The following is a 19,376-nucleotide window of genomic DNA, read 5'->3' as shown; positions in this document are numbered from 1 at the left end:
CCAGCACAACGGACGCATCCTCACCGACGACCACAGCCTCCTTGCCGACCAGCGATCGCGGCCCGCGTCGCGTCGGGCTCGTGATCGTGCTGGTGGCCTTTGGCATCTTCGGCGGCTGGGCCATGCTGGCCAATCTGGCGGTGGCGGTTGTGGCCACCGGCACCGTCTCGGTCGAGTCGTTCAAAAAGACCGTGCAGCATCTGGAAGGCGGCATCGTCTCGCAGATCAACGTCGACGATGGTGATCACGTCGAAGCCGGTGATGTGCTGATGGTGCTGGACGCCACCCAGGCGCGCTCGCAGTACGCCATTGCCCGTACCGGCTGGTTCATTGCCAGTGCGCAGGAGGCGCGGCTGATGGCCGAGCAGCAGCAGCTCGACCGGCTGGAATTCCCTCGGGAACTGCTGGATATGGCCGATGAACAGGCGCGTCTGCAGCAGATCCTGAACGTGCAGCGCAGCCTCTTTTTCTCGCGGCGCCAGACCCTGCAGGGAGAGATCGAGGGGCTCGATGAGCAGAACCAGCAGCTGCGCGAGCAGATCGCCGGTCTGGAGCAGACCATGCGCATCAACGCGCGTCGTATCGCTTCGCTCAGCGATGAAGCCGATGACTACCGAGCCCTGTTCCGCGAGGGACTGGGCAATAATCAGCGCGTGCGGGAACTCGAGCGTCAGCGCATGCAGCTCGAAGCGGATAACGCCTCGTCGAAGGCGCAGGTCGCCCAGCTGCGCTCACGAATCAGCGAAAATCGCGTCAGCATGGAGACGCGGCGCCAGTCCTGGCAGCAGGAGGTGGGCGAGGGGCTGCGTCAGGCGCAGTCCGATATCGGTGATACGTCCGAGCGCATGACGGCGCTGTCCGATCAGATGCGCCGCACCGAGCTGCGGGCCCCGGTCGCCGGCACCGTGGTGGGGCTCGAGACCCACACCATCGGCGCGGTGATCGAGCCCGGCAAGCCGGTGATGAGCATCGTGCCCAACGCCGAAGGGTTCATGATCGAGACCCGGATCGCCGCCCAGGACATCGACAGTGTGCATGTGGGCCAGCCGGCCGAGATCCGCTTCAGCGCCTTCAATCAGCGCCGCTCCAGCGTGGTGGAAGGGGAGCTGGTCAATGTCTCTGCCGACAGCTTTCAGGATGAGTCCACCGGTGAGTCCTATTACCGCGGCCGGGTCCGGGTCTCGGAAGCCGGGAAGGAGAGCATGAGCGATGAAGAGATGCAGCTTTTATCCGGTATGCCGGCCGAGGTCATGCTGCGCACCGGCGAGAAGACCCTGATGGGCTATGTCATGCAGCCGGTCACCGACATGCTCGCGCGTGCCATGCGGCAGGACTGATCCATGCTCATGACAGATCGTGCTTCTCATCAGACCCTGCGGGCCCTGCTGGTGGGCATACTGTGGCTGCCGGCGGCCGCGCTGGCCTCGCCGCAGTCGGATACCGCAACGAGTTTCGAACCGCTAACGATGTATGGTTCGGCACAGGCCGACACCGGCCGGGCGACCGGCGACCGGGCCGGTGCCGATTCGACCCGGGCCATCATTCCGTCCCTGCCGGCCCTTTATGCCCACGCACGCGACCATGATGCCGAGCTGCGCCGCGAGACGCTGAACGCCGAGGCGACCGGGCTCGAGACGACGCGGGCCCGGGCCGGACTGCTGCCCTCGATCGATCTGAGCTACTCCGTGGGCTATACCGACAGCGACAACTACTACTCCGATGGCGCCGACTCCTGCGAGGAGAACCCCCGTACCGGCGAACTGTTTGGCGGGGAGGATTTTGAAGCGCGCTGTCGCGGCCACTCCACCGATACCACCGCACAGGTACAGCTCACCCAGCCGCTGTTTTCCATGGAGCGCTGGCGAACCCTTGCCCAGTCGCGCGAGCAGGTAGAGGCCGCGCAGCTGCAGCTGGCCGTCGCCGAGCAGCAGCTGGCGCTGGAGACGGCCGAAGCCTATATGGACGGCTTTTACAACGCTCAGCAAAAGCGTCTGCTGGCCGGCAAGCAGCGCTCGCTGGAGCTGCAGGTGACGCAGGCGCAGCGTGCCTATGAGCTGGGTATCGGCGATCGTATCGATCTGCTGGCGGCGCGCTCGCGACTGGATCAGGCCGGGGCCGAACTTGCCGTGGCCGACAATCAGTATGCCGATGCCATCGCCCGGCTGGAGCGGCTGACCGGCCGGACGCCGGACTTTACCCGGTTTGCGCTCGAGGAGCTTTCCGAGGCCCGGTGGCCGGCACCCGAGGCCCTCGAGGACGCCGAGGCCACCATCAGTGACAACGTTCGGGTCCGTCTGGCCGGACAGCAGCTGGCCGTGGCCGACGCCGCTCAGGCCGTACGTCAGGCGGGGTATTACCCCGAAGTGACGCTGAATCTGTCATGGATGGATCGCAACAGCGACGACCCCTATCGCGAAAGCGAGGATCGCTCGGCCGTGGTCCAGGCGCGCATGAACCTGTATCAGGGCGGGGCGACCAGCGCCGGAATACGCCAGGCCGATCTGCGCCGTCAGGCCCAGAGCGCCGACGTGCAGCAGCAAAAGCGCCTGGCAATGGAGGAGATCCGGCGCCGCCATCGCAGCATCGAGGGCGATCTTTCGCGCCTGAAGGCGCTGTCCCAGTCGATCCGTTCCAGCGAGCTCTATCTGGAGGCCGCCGACCGCGGCGCGGCGCTGGGGCTGCGCGATCTCGTCGATGTGCTGGATGCCCGCGCCGATCTCTATGACCAGCGCATCCAGTATGTCGATGCCTTTCGTCAGCTGCTGCTGGATCGACTCAATCTCCAGGCCGCGGCCGGGCCGCTGGTCAGTGAGGACATGACCGACGCCATGACCCTGATCGGACGCATCATCGGACCGCCGCGTGATGACACACCGCTGCCGAGCGGTGTTGAAGCGTCATCGTAAAAAACACTTACATACTGTTGCCAATCATTGCCTCTTTAAACGCCGTGGTCATCCGGTTGCAGGCAAATCGTCATGAGTGACGAGCGAACATGAATGGGCGGGTGGCTCAGCGCCCGGGCCTTGAACTCCAGACCCTTTCATCCGGAAACCCCGTCCTCCGGACCTGTCATGGAGAAGGTCACTCTCATTAAAGCGCGCATGGCCCGGTTTCGGGCACATAACGATTCAGGAGAATGACGATGTTCGGCTACAGCAACGGCATGTACGGCAACACCGGTTCACTCTATGGCAGCAATGCGATGACCATGAACAATGCGTCGTCCGCCATGTTCTCTCCCTTCCAGTCCCTGTCACCGATTTCCAGCCTGTGGTCCGGCAACGATATGCCCTGGTCGGCCGAGCCGGCACTGGTGCCGGCCTTTCTGGATGCCACAAAATCCGTTCTGGACGGCTATAGCCAGGCACTGGGTCAGCTGAGCAGTGCCTTCAGTGATGTGCTGGCGGGCCAGAACGGCACGCCCGGCCAGTCGCCCGAGATGCCCGGCCAGTCGCCCGAGATGCCCGGTCAGTCCCCCGAAGCGCCCGAGCCGGAAGTGCCGGCCAATGATGACATGGCGCAGAATGTCATCTTCATGGTGCCGGACGGTTTCGGTACGGACTATTCCACGGCCTTTCGGACCTTCAAGGGCGGTGAAGAGCTGCCGGCCTGGGAAGCCGAGGACATGCTGACCGGTGCCATCAAGACGGAATCTGCCAATTCGCTGATCACCGATTCTGCGGCCGCGGGGACAGCCTTTGCCACGGGTCAGAAAACCGACAACGGTCGTATTTCGACGGCGCCGGATGGCGCCGATCTGACCACGCTGGTCGATCTGGCCAATGCGGCCGGCAAGTCCACCGGGGTCGTTGCGACTTCGACCATCACCCACGCCACGCCTGCCGTATTCGGCGCCAATGTCGAGGATCGCAATGATCAGCATCTGATCGCCCAGCAGTACATCGACGACAACAAGCTGGATGTCATGCTTGGCGGCGGACGCGACTACTTTGTCGCCGAGGAAGATGGCGGTGCCGGCGTGGCCGATCTGCTGACCCAGGCCGAGTCGCAGGGCTATACCCTGCTCGACAGCGCCAGCGATCTGGACAATGTTGAAGGCGATCGCCTGCTGGGCCTGTTTGCCGATGACGCCCTGGACACCAGCTATGGCGAAAGCGGTGACAACCAGCCGACGCTGGCACAAATGACGCAGACCGCGCTGGACACGCTGTCACAGGACGAAGACGGCTTTTTCATGATGGTCGAGGGCAGCCAGATCGACTGGGCCGGCCACGCCAACGATGCCGGCTGGGCCATGAACGACTCGCTGGCCTTTGAAGATGCCGTCAAGACGGCCCAGCAGTTCTCCGCGGAAAACCCGGATACGCTGCTGGTTATCGCCCCGGACCACGAGACCGGCGGCATGTCGGCACAGTCCACGCAGGACAACAACGCCTCGATCTATCAGAACTTCACCGGCACCTACGAGCAGATGTACGACGAGGCCAATGCTCGCATTGAAGCGGCCGGCATGAGCGGTGATGAGGCCGGTGCCGCCGGCATCATGCAGGACACCGTGGCAGAGATGACCGGCGGTGAAGTGATGCTTACCGACGAAGCACTGTCCACGGTCCTGGCGGCCGAGGATGCCGACGCCGGCCTGGCAGCCCTGACGCAGACGCTCAACGATCATGGCGGCATCAGCTTCAGCTCGGGCAATCACACGGCGGAAAATGTGCCGCTGTACGCCTCCGGCCCGGGGGCCGACATCTTTGAAGGACTGCTGGACAACACCGAAGTCGGCCAGGGACTGGCCACAGCCATGGGGCTCGAGTTTTCGGACGCGGGCAGCGCCGAGGTGATGGGTGTGGATACCCAGCTCCAGGCCAATGACATGGCCGTGGCCTGATCATCGATCAACGAGCCGGCGGCCCCGCCCGGGGCGCCGGTGTCGAACGATCAAAACAGCCTGATCAAAATAATCCGGTCAGAACAATAACGACGCAATGCCTCCGATAACAAGAAAAACAGCATCAGGAAGGGCGCCTCGAAGGCGCCCTTTTTTATGGGTCTGCATTGAAGCAGCGCTCAGAAGCCGGTAGCCGGCTGGGCATCCGCTCCCGGATCGATACCGATGAGGATCGGGTCGTGGTCCGAGGCGCGGAAAGGGCCGTCACCGTAGAGCGACTCGACCTGCTCATCACTTTTGTACTCGGTGTTGTAGTCGAGCACCGTCGGCTCATCGGCGTTGATGTGCCAGGTGGTGACGCCGGTGACCTGATCGTTCATCGACTCACTGGCCAGGGCGTGATCCAGCGAGCCCCACTGGCCGTCATAGCTGTAGGAGTAGTCGTCATCCAGCAGCGTGTAGCCCTCACCGGTCAGCGTGGTGATAGGGTCTTCCATGGCGTAGCTGTTGAGATCGCCGATGATCAGAACATCGCTGTTGCCGCTGTCGGTCGGGTCGGTCTCGACCCAGGCAGCCAGCTGCTCGGCGGCTTCGACCCGGGTCGGGTTGTTGTTGCCCTGACCGTCGCCGATCGCCTCTTCGCCGTTGATGACGCTGCCCTTGGACTTGAAGTGGTTGACCGCGATCGAGAAGGTCTCGCCGCTGTCGTTGTCCTGAAAGGTCTGCAGCATGGGCGCCCGGTTACCGGTGGCAAAGGCGCCGCTGGTGTTGATGGCCGCTTCCCCTTCGGGGGCGACACTCGTGGGCTGATAGATCAGCCCCACGGCAATGGCGTCGCTGCCGGGGGAGACCACGTTGCCGTCGTCATCGCGTGGGGTAATGTAGTCCCACTGAGCATCACTGCGGGCGTTGAGCGCCTCGACCAGCCCGGCGATCGAGCTGTCACCGCCGAAACCGTCGTTGGCGATCTCGTTGAGACCGACAATGTCGGCCCCGCTGTCATTGATGGCGTTGACCAGCTTGTCCTGCTGGCGGGTCAGCTCCTGCTCACTGTTGGCGCCGCGCGGGCCGTGCTCGGTGCCTTCGGGGGTGGTGATCTGATTGCCCGACTGGTCCAGCGTTTCGAAATAGTTCAGCACGTTGAAGGAGGCGACCTTGAGCGGGGCATCATTCAGCGCCTGAGCGTCGGGCTGGTCGGGGCGCGCGTTGGCGGGCTGGAAGTCGAGCCCTTCGTCATTCTGGATGCGCCACTGCTGATAGGCGAAATCGAGCACGCCGGTGGCCTGGTCCAGCGTATCGCCGCCGCGCAGGGTGTTGTTCGCCGACAGCGGTTCGCCCCCGCGGCCGAACAGGATCTCCTCCGGGTTCTGCACGCTGCTGGCGTCATCAAGGATGATCGAGCGGCTTTCGAGCTGGTCCAGCCACTGCTGATGGCCCGCCTGATCCGGTGCGTTGACTTCGGTGAACTGCTCCAGACGCCCGCCGCTCGAGAGCGTGACGGTGCCGTAGCGGCCCAGCTCATAGGTGTCGGTCACCGTCAGCGGTTCGCCGTCGGCGCCCTGAAAGCTGACCCGCATGCTTTCGTAGGCGGACAGGGTCGACTTGTCATCGATGGGCAGATCCAGCTCGGTGAGGCTGGGCAGTGGCTGATCCCGTTCGGTCACTTCCAGGGCGGCGATATCGCTCAACTGTGTCTTGCCCTGGTACTGCTCGACCGTGCCGGTCAGGCGGACCCGGTCACCCACGGTGAAATCGGCGACGTTGCTGTCATCGGGCAGGTAGACAAAGATGCCCTCGGAGGTGGTCTCGTCGCCGTCACGGTCGGCGTCGGCTTCCTGCAGGAAAAAGCCGTCCAGGCCGTCGCGGGCATCCAGCGTCACGATCGCCTCGAGGCTGACCTCATCGCCCACGCGCTCGCTGCTCATGCCGCTGCCCTGAATGGTGGAAATCAGCTCCACGGGCGGTAGATCCATGTCGTCTCCATTGTTGTCAGGGGTGTCCGGGGGTGTCTCTTCCGGGGTGTCGTCCGCTGGCGTGTCGGCATTGCCGGTACCCTCACTGCCGAGGCCGTCGACGGTGTCCTGTGGGTACTCCTGCCATTGAGACGCCTCGAAGCGGTCGCTGCCCTCGGTGACGGCCTCGTCACGGCGCAGGGTGATATCGCGGCCAAAGTACGCGTCATCACCGACGATGCCGACGATATCCTGCGTGTCGCCTTCGGCGTTGGTCAAAACGAGGGCATCGTTGCCGTTGTAGCTGGTTACGCCACTGGTGGCATCGCTGCGATCCAGCACGGTCTGATCGGCCTGACTGTTGGCCAGCACCAGCGTCTCACCGGGCGCCAGGCTGCCGTACTCACCCAGTGCCTGCGTGGCGTTGGCCTCGGTATTGCCGTTGGAGTAGAGCGACAGCGTGAAGCCTTCCAGCGACAGATCGCTGCCGCCGCGGTTGGTCAGCTCGATCGCCTTGTTGTAGCCGCTGCCTTCGACGTATTCGCTGATCAACAGTGACTCCGGCGCTGCCGGCTCCTGCGGGTCGGGCTGCGGGGTGGGCGTCTCGGGGAAAAGCTTGTTGCCGACGCTGTCGAGCAGGCTGTCGAGACGGGTGCGCAGTGATTCGAAGGGCGAGCGCCACTGCTCGGTCCAGCTCGTGACGAGCTCAAGGCCGTGGTTGAGCTGCTGGGTGTCCTGATGAAAACTCCAGGGGGAGGGAAGACGGGAGAACAATGACATGGGAGCGTCCTTGCAGGTGGTAGTCGATGGTCATGGCCCGGCCGATCACGGACGACACCGGGCACCCTGCATCCTGAGCGGTGGTTGTTGCAGACCGGTGAAGCGGTAGTTGCAGCCCCACTTTAGAACTAGTCCTCGGTGACGAGCCAGCAGCTGCGGTAGGGCTTGAGCACCGGTCGGTCGCTTCCGGGGTCGATGCGCCCGAGCAGGTCGCGCCAGCGGTGTCCGGCATACGCCTCGGGCAGATTCAGGGGATGGGAGCGGTCGGTGACGTTGTGGACGGCCAGCAGCCGTCGGCCATCGGGCAGCGGACCGCGCAGGAAGGCAAAAAAATGCGGGCCCAGATCGATGATCTTCTGTGGCGCATCGGGGTGAAAGCAGGGCTCCTGACGACGGGTCTTCAAGCGCTTCGTCAGCGCCTCGAACACGATATGCGTCGGCGTGCTGTAGGCCTCCAGCAGCGGCTCCAGCGCCTCGCGCTGCCAGTGCTTGCGGTTGATGGCGCGCAGCCGACCGGTGCGGGTCACGCCTTCGTGGTCGTTGAGCGTGGCCAGCAGGCTGTGGACATACACTGCCGGAATGCCCTGCAGACCCAGCATGATGGTCTGGGAGCAGATAAAGCGGGCAATCTGCCACGCATCGGCACCGCGTCGCGTGCCCTTGAGGGCGTCAAAGTAGGTGATGTTGATCTCGTAGGGCGAGTCCCGGCCGTCCGGGCCGGTCTTCATGCTGATGAAACCGCCAAAGTGCTGCATCAGCGCCAGCAGGGTATCGATGTCGTGTTGCGGCAGCAGGCCCTCGAGCGCCCGGACGCCGACGCCGTCATGGCTGGCGGTGAAGTTGAGATAGGTGCAGCCGCTCGGCAGTGGCGGCAGGGTGGCGGCCCACTCGGTCAGGGCGCCGGCATCGCCGGTGGTCAGGGTGTGCAGCAACAGCGGCGGCAGGGTGAACTGATAGATGATGTGCGCCTCATCGCCCTCGCCGAAGTAGCTCAGATTTTCCTGATGCGGCACGTTGGTCTCGGTCAGCAGCAGTGCACCGGGGGCGACGCGTTCCATGATGGCGCGCAGCAGCCGTACGATGGCATGAGTCTGGGGCAGATGAATGCAGCTTGTGCCCAGTTCCTTCCACAGATAGGCAATGGCATCGAGTCGGATCAGACGCGCGCCCTGGTCCAGGTAGTACAGCAAAACACCGACCATCTCGATGAGAACGTCGGGGTTGGCAAAGTTGAGATCGATCTGATCCTCGGAGAAGGTCGCCCAGACATGGCGCATGCCACGCCGCGTCGACACCGGCGCCAGCAGTCTTGTGTTGCGCGGACGGGTGACGCTGGTTACGTCGGTCTCCTCGGGCAGTTCGATGAAGTAGTCACGCCCGGGCGGGGTATCGGCGAGGTAGTCGATGAACCACAGCGATTCCCGCGAGACGTGGTTGATGACCAGATCAAACATCAGGTTGAAACGCCCGGCCAGGCGGCGGACCTGCGGCCAGTCACCCACAGCAGGGCTGACCTTTCGATAGTGGATGACCGAAAAGCCGTCATCGCTGCTCCAGGTGAAAAAGGGCAGGATGTGGACGGCACTGAAGGTATCCTCAAGATGCTCGCGCATGAAACGATCGAGCACCTCGAGGGGGATGCTGTCCTCATCGTCGATGATGCTGTCGGCGTAGGTGATCATCATCTGGGTCTGCTCGCTCCACAGCGGCCGCGGCTCGCAGGCGATGCCGGTCTGGTGCTGGTCAATCAGCACCTCCAGGCGCTGCAGGATGTCGGGGGCCTGCTGGCCATAGACCAGGGCCAGCTCGGCACGGGCACGAGTGTGAAATTCATCGCGGGAGAGGACGGTAACCAGGGGGGCGGCGGACATGGCAGGACTCCGGTTTGTCTTGTTGTCATTGCTTCATCAAAGCCGGTGATGCGCGGGAATTCAAACTGTATCGGGTCTGAAAAAAGATTAAGACTTAATTATCAGCTTGCGCCGATATAAAACCTGACTGACACTTGCCGCTGTTGAAGGAGGGGAGTATTCCCTGCGGGGCGCGGTGCCTGCTATCAGGCCTGCGTTTTTTCTACAGCGGTGTCGTCATCACGGTTGACTGTGGCCATCAGGCAGTCGCCCGGTGCCGCTGGTCCTGTGGTGTGCCATGAAGGATGTGGCCGGCGCCGGGCGGAAGAGACCTCCGGTAAATCGTCTTTGCCGGAGAACTGTGCATGAACGTTCCAGCCTGGATCTGGGAAGTCACCATTGCGGGCTTCGCAGCCGTTTTTGTCTTCGATTTTTTCTCGCACGTGCGCAAGCCGCATGCGCCGACCCTGCGTGAATCCGCGCTCTGGTCTGTCTTCTACATCAGCCTGGCCGCCATCTTCGGCGCCGGGCTCTGGATGGTGTGGGGCCATGACCGCGGCGTGGAGTACTTTGCCGGCTTTATCACCGAAAAGAGCCTGTCGGTCGATAACCTCTTTGTCTTTGCCATCATCATGGCCAAATTTGCGGTGCCCAGAATCTACCAGCAAAAGGCGCTTTTGATCGGCATCATCATGGCGCTGATCATGCGCGGTATCTTCATCGCCGTGGGCGCGGCGGCCATCAACCGCTTCAGCTGGGTCTTCTACATCTTCGGGCTGTTTCTGCTCTATACCGCCTTCAAGCTGGCCATCGAGAGCGCGCAGCACAAAAGTGACGGGGCTGATGATTTCGAGCCCAATGCGCTGGTGAAATTTGCCCAGCGCCACCTGCCGATCACCGAAAAATTCCACGAGCAGCGTCTGCTGGCAAAGGAAAACGGCAAGCGCGTGCTGACGCCGCTGTTTCTGGTCGTGCTGACCCTGGGGGTGACCGATCTTCTGTTCGCCCTGGACTCCATTCCGGCCATTTACGGTCTGACGCAGGAGCCCTACATCGTCTTCACCGCCAACGCCTTCGCGCTGCTGGGGCTTTTGCAGCTCTATTTCCTGCTCGGGGGGCTGCTGGACCGGCTGGTGTATCTGGGCTTCGGGCTGTCGCTGATTCTGGGGTTCATCGGCGTGAAGCTGGTCATGCATGCGATGGTCGAAAACACGCTGCCCTTTATCAACGATGGGCAGCCGCTGGAATGGGTGCCGCACATTTCGACCGTTTTGTCGCTGTCGGTCATTGTCGGCATCCTGGTGGTGACGACCGTGGCCAGTCTTTTGAAAAGCCGTCACGACCGGCGCCTTGATCGAACCATTGATACGGCCGAATAGGCGTCCCAAGCGCGCCGGGCAGTCATGATAAAAAAACGTCGCCCCGCAAACAGCGGGGCGACGTTTTTGATTCGGCGGGCTGCAGCAGCTGTTATTTCTTGACCACGCGGTAGAGAAACAGCAGCACCAAGGCGCCAATGACGGCCACGGCAAAACTGCCGATGTTGAACCCGTCGACGCTGCCAAAGCCCAGGGCAGTACCGATCCAGCCGCCGACCACGGCACCCAGGATACCGATGATGATGGTGACGATAATGCCGCCGGGATCCTTGCCGGGCATCAGAAGTTTGGCGATGGCGCCTGCGATCAGGCCAAAGATGATCCACGCGATAATACCCATGATCAGCTGCTCCTTGCTGTTGTCGGGTCCTGCATTTTCAAGCGGTTACGGGCCTCAGAGTGGCGTTGCCTTTCCGCACGGTCCCTGGCCGCCCTCAAGACTAGATGGGGCATCCGAAACTGGCAAGCAGGCTGTATTGCAGCATGTCACTGATTGCAAAGTATTATCGCGAACTAGCGCTTGCTGTAGCGCAGCATCCAGAGCGTCATGACAGCGATGGCCCCCAGCGCTCCGACCACCGCGGCCACAAGGCTTCGAACATCGAATTCGAGCTCGGCGGCAAACCCGAAGATCGTGACCGTGAAGGCCATCACGACGCCGCCGAGGACGGCCATGCCGGCCGTGCCGAGAAAACCGACGCTCAGACGCCGCGGGATGATCAGATTGACCAGCATGCCCACAGCGATGCTTGCGAAAATCCAGGAGATAATGTTCATGTGCGCTCTCTGTCGGTAGGCGTGCCCGATTCAAGATAGCGCCGCAGGCAGGGGCGCTCAACTGTGCGGCCACTGTCACGGCGTTCCCGTCGCGTCGAACAGGGAGGCGTTCAGAGCGTCCCTTTTGTGAACAATCATGCTCGTTCGCGCCCCGGGCAGGGGCGTGCGTTTCCGAACCCGGGGTAAAACGTTACAATATCGGGCTTGTGTATGCGTCGACATGTCGCAACAGATCCCTGTCGCACGGATCATGTCATGCAGGCGCAAAACCGCTGCCCATGCAGGGGGTTCAATGCCCTGCGGGCAAACGGGGATGCCCGGGCACCGGATATCGGACCTTTCATCGACGGGACAGAGAACAGTCATGCATTGCCCCTTTTGCGGTGCGCAGGATACGCGAGTCACTGATTCCCGGCTGGTGGCCGATGGGGATCAGGTCCGTCGGCGTCGCCAGTGCCTGGCCTGTGGCGAGCGCTTCACGACGCATGAGGCCGCCGAGCTGGTCATGCCACGGGTCGTCAAGGCCGATGGGTCGCGGGAGAGCTTCGAGCCGGCCAAGCTGCGTGCCGGCATGCTGCGGGCGCTGGAAAAGCGCCCGGTCTCCAGTGAGCACATCGAGGCGGCCATCGAGCGTATCCGACAGCGCCTTCGTGCCCGCGGCGAGCGCGAAGTCAATGCGCTGGCCATCGGTGAGGAGGTAATGGGCCAGCTCAGGGCGCTGGACCAGATCGCCTATATCCGCTTTGCTTCAGTCTATCGGCGCTTTCAGGACATCGACGAGTTTCGCGCCGAAATCGAACGCCTGTCCAGTGAGTCTGCGCCGTCACCGGCAAGTGACGCCACGGACAGGGATCAGGAGTCTCATGAGCATTGAGGACACCGCAGACAGTGCGGTCGTACCCTTTGGCAGCATAGAGGGAAGGTCGGACGTGACACGGCAACCCGAGGACTACATGGCTCGCGCGTTGCATCTGGCGCGTCGCGGTCTTTATACGACCGATCCCAATCCGCGCGTGGGCTGTGTGCTGGTACGCGGTAGTCAGATCGTGGGAGAGGGCTGGCACGAACTGACCGGCGAGCCGCATGCCGAAATTCACGCCCTGCGGGCCGCCGGCGAGGCAGCGCGTGGGGCCACGGCCTATGTCACGCTGGAGCCCTGCTCGCACTACGGCCGCACCGGCCCCTGCGCCAAGGCGCTGGCCGAGGCGGGCGTGCATACGGTGGTGGCGGCCATGCTCGACCCCAATCCGCAGGTCTCCGGCCGCGGTATTGCCATGCTTGAAGCGGCAGGCGTGGGCACCCGGGTCGGCATGCTGGAAGAGGACGCACGCGAGCTCAACGTGGGATTTATCTCCCGCATGGCGCGCTCCCTGCCGCACGTCCGGCTCAAGATGGCCATGAGTCTGGACGGCCGTACGGCCATGGCCAGTGGCGAATCGAAATGGATTACCGGTGAGCGCTCGCGCCGCGATGTGCAGCATCTTCGTGCGCGCTCGAGCGCCATTCTCAGCGGCGTGGCCTCGGTCATTCGCGACGACAGCCGCCTGACCGTGCGTGCCGAACAGCTCGGCAGCCGGCCGGACAACCAGGCCGTTCAGGTATCGCATGAACGGGGCGTGCGTCAGCCGCTGCGGGTCATCGTCGATTCAACGCTGTCGCTGCCGCCCACGGCGCGCTGTTTGACGGAGCCGGGCCACACGCTGGTTGCCACGGTCTCGCCGACCGGGCCCGGGGCGCTGGACAATCGTGACCATTTTCGTCGCCGGGAGACGCTGGTGGCGGCAGGCGCCGAGGTGGTGACGCTGGCCGCAAGCGCCGCCGGCCAGGTCGATCTGGAAGCCCTGCTGCACTATCTGGCCGATGTCGAGCAGTGTAACGAGGTGCTGCTCGAGAGCGGCTCGCGCCTCAGCGGGGCCCTGCTGGATGCGGGGCTGGTCAATGAGCTGGTCATCTACATGGCGCCGATTCTGATGGGCGATGAGGCGCGCGGGCTCTTGACCCTGCCGGGGCTTGAGAAGCTGTCTCAGCGGCGACAGCTTTCCATTGTCGATGTTCGCGCTTTCGGTCCCGACTGGCGTATCATCGCGCGCCCCGTCAATGATCACGAAACATCCTGACGCGTGCAGGTTCGCTGCCAGCGACTGCAAGTATTCATCCCAGCTACCCTGCATTGAAAGGAGCGGCCTGGCCGGCAAGCATCATGACTCAGTCAACGGGCAACATCGCTTCCGTAGAAGCGCTGATTGAAGATATTCGTCAGGGGAAGATGGTCATTCTCATGGATGACGAGGACCGCGAAAACGAAGGCGACCTGATCATGGCCGCCGAGTGCGTGGAGGCCTCGCATATCAATTTCATGGCGCGCTACGCCTGCGGCCTGATCTGTCAGCCCATGCTGCGCGAGCGCTGTGAGCAGCTCGGCCTGTCGCTGATGGTCAACGACAACGGGGCGGGTTTTGGCACCCGCTTCACGGTCTCCATTGAGGCTGCCACCGGCGTCAGCACCGGTATTTCGGCCGCCGACCGGGCGCGCACGGTGCGCGCTGCTGCCGCCCGCGATGCCGGGCCCGGCGATGTCGTCCAGCCCGGGCATATCTTTCCGCTGATGTCGGAAGCCGGCGGCGTGCTGCGCCGCGCCGGGCATACCGAGGCGGCCTGTGATCTGGCGGCCATGGCCGGCTTCGAGCCGACCGGGGTGATCTGCGAGATCATGAACGAGGATGGCACCATGGCGCGGCGCCCGGAGCTCGAGCGCTTTGCGGCCAGCCACGATATCAGAATCGGCACCATCTCCGATCTGATTCACTACCGCATCCACAACGAGCAGACCGTCGAGCACGTCGAGTCTCATCCGGTGGAAACGGATGCCGGTCCCTTCCAGCTGCACTGCTTTCGCGACCGGATTCAGGGCTCGCATCACCTGGCGCTGGTCAAGGGCTCGCCCGAAAGCGACCGGGCCACGACCGTGCGCGTTCACGTGGCCGACGCCCTGCGCGATCTGCTGGGGTTGCGTCGTGACGGCCAGCAGAGCTGGTCATCGCGCGATGCGCTGGAAGAGATCGCGGCCAGCGAGACCGGCGTACTGGTGCTGCTGGCCGACCAGCGCGGCATGACGGATTTTCGTGATCAGCTGGATCTCTTTCTGGCGCGGCGCCCGAGTGCCCGGGACCCGCAGACCGACGGGGCGGGCAACTATCTGAGTATCGGCACCGGGGCGCAGATTCTGCGCAGCCTCGGGGTCGGTCGGATGCGGCTTTTGAGCTCTCCCTGGCGCTTTTCGGCGCTGGCGGGCTTTGGTCTTGAAGTCATCGAACAGATCAGCAGCGTTGATGACAGCCGCACGGCGCGGCAGTGACAATAGCCACCAACAGTAACGACAGGCCCTTGACGGGCCTGTAACGCTACGGGCTCGAGGGCCCGACATGACACGCTGATGCGTTTTATCAGAGACAACAGGATTTCATGACATGCAACCGATTGCACAACTGGAAGGGCATTTCAACGAGATCGATGGCCGCTACGTCATCGTGGTCGGGCGCTTCAATCATCACGTGGTCGACTCGCTGGTCGAGGGCGCCGTGGATGCGCTGGTGCGTCACGGCGTTGACGATGCCAATATCGACATCCTCCATGTGCCCGGCGCGTGGGAGCTGCCGCTGGCCGTCAAGCAGGCCATGAATCGTCTCCACCCGGACGCCGTCATTGCACTGGGCGCGGTCATTCGCGGCGGCACACCGCACTTCGAGCATGTGGCAGGGCAGTGCAACGCGGCGCTCAACCGCCTGCAGCTGGATTTTGATACGCCCATCGCCAACGGCGTACTGACGGTCAACTCGATCGAACAGGCCATCGAGCGGGCCGGTACCAAGGCCGGCAACAAGGGCTTTGAAGCGGCCATGGCAGCCATGGAAATGGTCTCCTTGCTGCGTCAGATGGGGGGCAGCAGCGCGGGAGACGATGCCGACCAGGGTGGTGCGGCATGACCCAGCCCAAACGTGCGCCTTCAAAGCAGCAGCAGGCCCGAAGGGCAGCACGCGAGCTGACGGTACAGGCGCTGTATCAATGGGAAATGACGGGCACGTCGATTACCCGACTGGAAACCGAGTTTCGCGCCCAGACCGCCGATGATGATCTGGAGCCGCATGAAAACTGGGTTCAGGTCATGAAAATCGCCGATCTGGGGCTGTTTCACCAGCTGCTCCACGGTGTGGCCGGACACTGCGGCGAGATGGATGAGCTGATCGCCCCGGCGCTGGATCGCAAACTCGATGAGCTCGATCGCATCGAGCTCTCCATTCTGCGACTCGGCGCCTATGAGCTGGCGCACCGTCCGGAGGTGCCCTATATCTCGGTGATCAACGAAGGCATTGAGCTGGCTCGCGCCTTCGGGGCGACCGAAGGGCACAGATACATCAATTCCATTCTTGATCGACTGGCCGGAAAGCTGCGTGCGGTCGAGGTCCGGGCGCGAAAGCGCCGTGACTGATCATGGTCCATTCGAAACATGGCCTGTGCATGAGGACCACCACTGATCAGTGCTTTCCTTCACCTGTCAGGGAGATGTCCGGGCGATGAGCGATGCAGCGGCTCCTGGTGAGTTTGAACTCATCAGGCGTTATTTCATGCAGGATGTCGAGCACGTCCGCAGCTCGGATCATGTGTCGCCGCACCAGGCCCGTGCCGGTGTCGTGCTGGGGCAGGGTGACGACTGCGCACTGCTGGCGCCTGCCACCGGTCACCGGCTGGCGGTCAGTGTGGATACGTCGCTGGCTGATGTGCATTTTCCGCGCGATGCCTCCGCCGAGGCGATCGGCCACCGGGCGCTGGCGGTCAATCTAAGCGATCTGGCGGCCATGGGCGCCAGACCGCGCTGGTTTGTGCTGGCGCTGACGCTGCCCGAAGTCGATGAGCAGTGGCTGGAGGACTTCGCGCGCGGACTCTATGATCTGGCGCGCGAGCATGACATTGCCCTGGTCGGGGGCGATATCACCCGCGGCCGGGAGCTTTCCATCACCATTACCGTCCACGGTGATGTGCCCGAGGGCGGTGCCATCACCCGTCACGGGGCCCGCCCCGGCGATCTTCTGGCCGTGACCGGCACGCTGGGCAGCGCCCATGGCGGTCTGCGCGCCTGGTTCGAGGGGCAGCGGGACGAGTGCCAGCCGCTGCTGGCCGCCTATCTCCGTCCCGCGCCGCGGGTCAGCGAAGCCATGCGGATTCGCCGGCTGGTGTCGGCCGGGCTCGATATTTCCGATGGCCTGCTGGCCGATCTGGGGCATCTTTGCGCGCGCTCGGGCGTGGGAGCGTATCTGGAGGCGGGTGCCATTCCGCTGGATCAGGCGCTGGTCGAATCGCTGGGAGCGCACGAGGCGCTTGAGGCCGCGCTCAACGGCGGCGATGACTATGAGCTTTTGCTGGCACTGGCCCCGGCGCAGGAAGCGGCAGTGCGTGAGGCGCTCGAGGCACAGGGCGGTGCGTTGCACGTCATCGGCCGGGTCACGAGCGAACGCGGCATTGCCGGCATTACCTCCACGGGGCAGGGCTGGCAGCACTTCCATGCACAGGATCGGCACGCCGAAGATCCCGAGACGGGAGCCACGCCATGAACCGTGCACCTGCCAGCGTCTGGCGCCGCCCGGTTCATTTTCTGGCCTTCGGGCTTGGCAGCGGCGCCGCGCCCTTTGCCCCGGGTACCTTCGGTACCCTGGCGGCCATTCCCTTCTACTGGCTGATGTCGACGCTGCCGCTGGGCATCTACCTGGCGGTGCTGGGTGTGGCCACCATCATCGGCATCTATCTGTGTGATCGCACCTCGAAGGATCTGGGAGTACATGATCACTCGGGCATCGTCTGGGACGAATTTGTCGGTTACTGGCTGACCATGGCCGCCGTGCCGTTTTCCTGGCAGTCGGCCCTGTGGGGCTTTGTCCTCTTCCGGGTCTTCGATGTCATCAAGCCCTGGCCGGTGCGCACGGTGGACCGCCGCGTGGCAGGCGGTTTCGGCATCATGGCCGATGACGTACTGGCCGGTATCTATGCCTGGAGTGTGATGCACGTGTGGCTTTGGCTACATTAATACCCTGTGCATCACAAGTATGACGACGGCAGGGGCCTTTCGTATCGGCCGTACTCATGCGGGGCCGGCCCCCTGCCGCGTTCATCTCCGGGGGCGTCGATGAAAAGAAAGGTCGCAATATCGCTGATGGCCCTTGGGGTACTGGCACTGGTGCTCTGGCTGGGAGCGCTGGCCTGGAGCCGTCATGAGGTGCGCTCCCGCATGGCCGAACGGGTCGCCGACATCGGTGCGCTGTCAGGGGTCCGCGCCATCAATGCCATCGAAAATGACGGTTTTTTTTCCTCTCGCGGAACGCTCCGGGTCATCATGGCCGACAGTGATGCGCCCGCGCCCGCTGCCGTCATCGACTGGCGCGTCAATTATGGTGTTCTGAGCACCCGCTTTTCAGGGCAGGGCGATCTCGAAACCCGGGAGGGCAGAGCATTGCTGGCCGATGAGCTGTCCGACGGTGATCAGGTCAGTTTCGATGCCCGCATCAGGCATCTGCAGCACGGTCTGACGCTCAACGCCCGGCTGCCAGCGCACGTGCACTATCAAAAACAGGACTCGAGCTTTTTCCTGTCCGATGCCGGTTTAAGGGTTACCGACGATGATCGTGGGCTGCACCTTGAAGGGCAGTGGTCGGCGCTGGCGCGGCAAAGCCCCCTGCGTCATGTGCGCCTGGGCGAGACGCACTGGTCGATGCGCTTCCCGGCGCGGGATGATGCATCGGTATCCGACAGCGACAGCCCCGGCCGACTCGATACCGTGGATATCAGCGCTGCCCGGCTGCAGCGACAGGGTGGGCTGCCCCTGACGCTGAGCGATCTGCATGTCGAGGGCAGTACCCATCATGATCAGCAGGAGCTCAGCTATCTTTTGACGGCACGGCTGGGCAATACCGCGTTCTCCGAACAGCAGCTGGGCAGTGCCTCGCTTGATGCCGCCATCAGGCGGATCAACGAACCTGCCGCCCGTGCCCTGCTGCAGACCATCGCGCGCGATATCAAACGGCGCTGGAAGACCGCGCGTGAGCGTCCGGCGCCCGGGCAGGGCGCGCCTCAAAGCGTGGACGACGGGGACAGTGATACCAGCGTGCACGATCCCGCCGCGCTGATGGCGTCCTGGCAGCAGGACCTTTTTGCCGTGCTGAGCGACTCTCCCCGGCTGGTAATCCACCAGCTGCGGCTGGACAGTCCGATGCTGGATCAGCAGATGCATCTGGAGGGCGAGCTGACACTCGATGGCACCGATATTGCCTCGAGTCGCATCGAACGGCTGAAGACGTCCTGGGGCCGGGCGGCCTTCAAGCGCCGGCTGGATGGACAGTTCACGCTGCACAATGCGCCGCCGCTTCTGGCGCTGGTGGCCGGCCAGGCACCCGAGCAGGGTACGCTGGAGCTGGCCATTCGCAAGGGCGTCTTTTTGATCAATGATGAGCCCTGGTTTCTATTGAACTAGGCTTTGAAGAAGACGGGTTCCCCGGGAAGTATCGTGCGGCTGCCACTGGCAGCCGCTGTCATTTTGATCCGTCGCTGATTCGAGCGCGCAGCCGGACTTGATAACGCTGTCTGGTGCCCGCATTGCCAGAAACAACAGGTGACGCCGGACATGTGGTGCCGTCCGGGCATCATACCCGGTGAACGGTTTTGCTACGCGAGAGCAGGATAGCCCATGAGTGAAGAAGATCAGTCCGACTACACCATCGAAGCCGGTGATGACAACGCCAGT

16 protein-coding genes are annotated in these 19,376 nt (G+C 63.4%); 12 read left to right on the top strand and 4 right to left on the bottom strand.

Going from position 1 to position 19,376, the window contains the following annotated elements:
* The first annotated feature begins 41 nt into the window (after positions 1-41).
* The 3 genes from M1D97_RS11955 to M1D97_RS11945 all read left to right on the top strand — a co-directional run bounded on the left by M1D97_RS11955 (position 42) and on the right by M1D97_RS11945 (position 4,852).
* A complete protein-coding gene (locus tag M1D97_RS11955; protein ID WP_456267947.1) occupies positions 42-1,337 on the top strand; it encodes an HlyD family type I secretion periplasmic adaptor subunit in 1,296 nt (431 codons plus the stop codon).
* Between the two features lie 3 nt (positions 1,338-1,340).
* Positions 1,341-2,906, top strand: a complete 1,566-nt coding sequence (locus tag M1D97_RS11950) for a TolC family protein (protein WP_456267946.1) — start codon at positions 1,341-1,343, stop codon at positions 2,904-2,906.
* Between the two features lie 239 nt (positions 2,907-3,145).
* Positions 3,146-4,852, top strand: coding sequence for an alkaline phosphatase (locus tag M1D97_RS11945; RefSeq protein ID WP_456267945.1), 1,707 nt, complete (start codon positions 3,146-3,148; stop codon positions 4,850-4,852).
* 179 nt (positions 4,853-5,031) lie between these two features.
* On the opposite strand, the gene M1D97_RS11940 is transcribed toward M1D97_RS11945, so the two are convergent.
* Positions 5,032-7,584 carry an ExeM/NucH family extracellular endonuclease gene (locus M1D97_RS11940; RefSeq protein WP_456267944.1) on the bottom strand — a complete coding sequence of 851 codons (2,553 nt, stop codon included), beginning with the start codon at positions 7,582-7,584 and terminating at the stop codon, positions 5,032-5,034.
* Between the two features lie 128 nt (positions 7,585-7,712).
* Positions 7,713-9,455 carry a sugar phosphorylase gene (locus M1D97_RS11935; protein WP_456267943.1) on the bottom strand — a complete coding sequence of 581 codons (1,743 nt, stop codon included), beginning with the start codon at positions 9,453-9,455 and terminating at the stop codon, positions 7,713-7,715.
* A 344-nt stretch (positions 9,456-9,799) separates the two neighbouring features.
* Between M1D97_RS11935 and M1D97_RS11930 the strand changes: the two genes are divergently transcribed.
* The gene (locus tag M1D97_RS11930; RefSeq protein ID WP_456267942.1) at positions 9,800-10,813 is read left to right on the top strand and encodes a TerC family protein; all 1,014 of its coding nucleotides are present in this window, start codon (positions 9,800-9,802) and stop codon (positions 10,811-10,813) included.
* 91 nt (positions 10,814-10,904) lie between these two features.
* Here M1D97_RS11930 and M1D97_RS11925 read toward each other — a convergent pair whose 3' ends face one another.
* Positions 10,905-11,153 carry a GlsB/YeaQ/YmgE family stress response membrane protein gene (locus tag M1D97_RS11925; protein WP_456267941.1) on the bottom strand — a complete coding sequence of 83 codons (249 nt, stop codon included), beginning with the start codon at positions 11,151-11,153 and terminating at the stop codon, positions 10,905-10,907.
* A gap of 173 nt (positions 11,154-11,326) precedes the next feature.
* Positions 11,327-11,590: a GlsB/YeaQ/YmgE family stress response membrane protein gene (locus M1D97_RS11920; RefSeq protein ID WP_456267940.1), complete on the bottom strand. Its 264-nt coding sequence runs from the start codon at positions 11,588-11,590 to the stop codon at positions 11,327-11,329.
* Positions 11,591-11,954: 364 nt separating this feature from the next.
* Here M1D97_RS11920 and nrdR point away from each other — a divergent pair, with 364 nt between their 5' ends.
* From nrdR to M1D97_RS11880, 8 genes are all read left to right on the top strand, one after another.
* Complete coding sequence (nrdR, locus tag M1D97_RS11915) at positions 11,955-12,464, top strand: transcriptional regulator NrdR (RefSeq protein ID WP_456267939.1); 510 nt, start codon at positions 11,955-11,957, stop codon at positions 12,462-12,464.
* 79 nt (positions 12,465-12,543) lie between these two features.
* Entirely contained in the window at positions 12,544-13,707 is a 1,164-nt protein-coding gene (gene ribD / locus M1D97_RS11910; RefSeq protein ID WP_456270221.1) for a bifunctional diaminohydroxyphosphoribosylaminopyrimidine deaminase/5-amino-6-(5-phosphoribosylamino)uracil reductase RibD, read from the top strand.
* A gap of 80 nt (positions 13,708-13,787) precedes the next feature.
* A complete protein-coding gene (gene ribBA / locus M1D97_RS11905) occupies positions 13,788-14,945 on the top strand; it encodes a bifunctional 3,4-dihydroxy-2-butanone-4-phosphate synthase/GTP cyclohydrolase II (protein ID WP_456270220.1) in 1,158 nt (385 codons plus the stop codon).
* Positions 14,946-15,057: 112 nt separating this feature from the next.
* The gene (ribH, locus tag M1D97_RS11900) at positions 15,058-15,573 is read left to right on the top strand and encodes a 6,7-dimethyl-8-ribityllumazine synthase (protein ID WP_456267938.1); all 516 of its coding nucleotides are present in this window, start codon (positions 15,058-15,060) and stop codon (positions 15,571-15,573) included.
* The gene (gene nusB / locus M1D97_RS11895) at positions 15,570-16,076 is read left to right on the top strand and encodes a transcription antitermination factor NusB (RefSeq protein WP_456267937.1); all 507 of its coding nucleotides are present in this window, start codon (positions 15,570-15,572) and stop codon (positions 16,074-16,076) included. Before ribH ends, nusB begins: the two co-directional genes overlap by 4 nt.
* Positions 16,077-16,212: 136 nt before the next feature.
* Positions 16,213-17,196, top strand: a complete 984-nt coding sequence (gene thiL, locus M1D97_RS11890) for a thiamine-phosphate kinase (protein WP_456267936.1) — start codon at positions 16,213-16,215, stop codon at positions 17,194-17,196.
* Positions 17,193-17,666 (top strand): phosphatidylglycerophosphatase A family protein, encoded by a 474-nt coding sequence (locus M1D97_RS11885; protein WP_456267935.1) that lies wholly within the window; start codon positions 17,193-17,195, stop codon positions 17,664-17,666. The genes thiL and M1D97_RS11885 overlap by 4 nt, the downstream gene beginning before the upstream one ends.
* Positions 17,667-17,765: 99 nt before the next feature.
* Positions 17,766-19,106 carry a DUF945 family protein gene (locus M1D97_RS11880; protein WP_456267934.1) on the top strand — a complete coding sequence of 447 codons (1,341 nt, stop codon included), beginning with the start codon at positions 17,766-17,768 and terminating at the stop codon, positions 19,104-19,106.
* Positions 19,107-19,376 lie beyond the last annotated feature (270 nt).

Source organism: Kushneria sp. AK178, assembly GCF_053903105.1.
The sequence above is the reverse complement of the archived record's forward strand: the minus strand, read 5'-3'. Positions and strand labels throughout refer to the sequence as shown.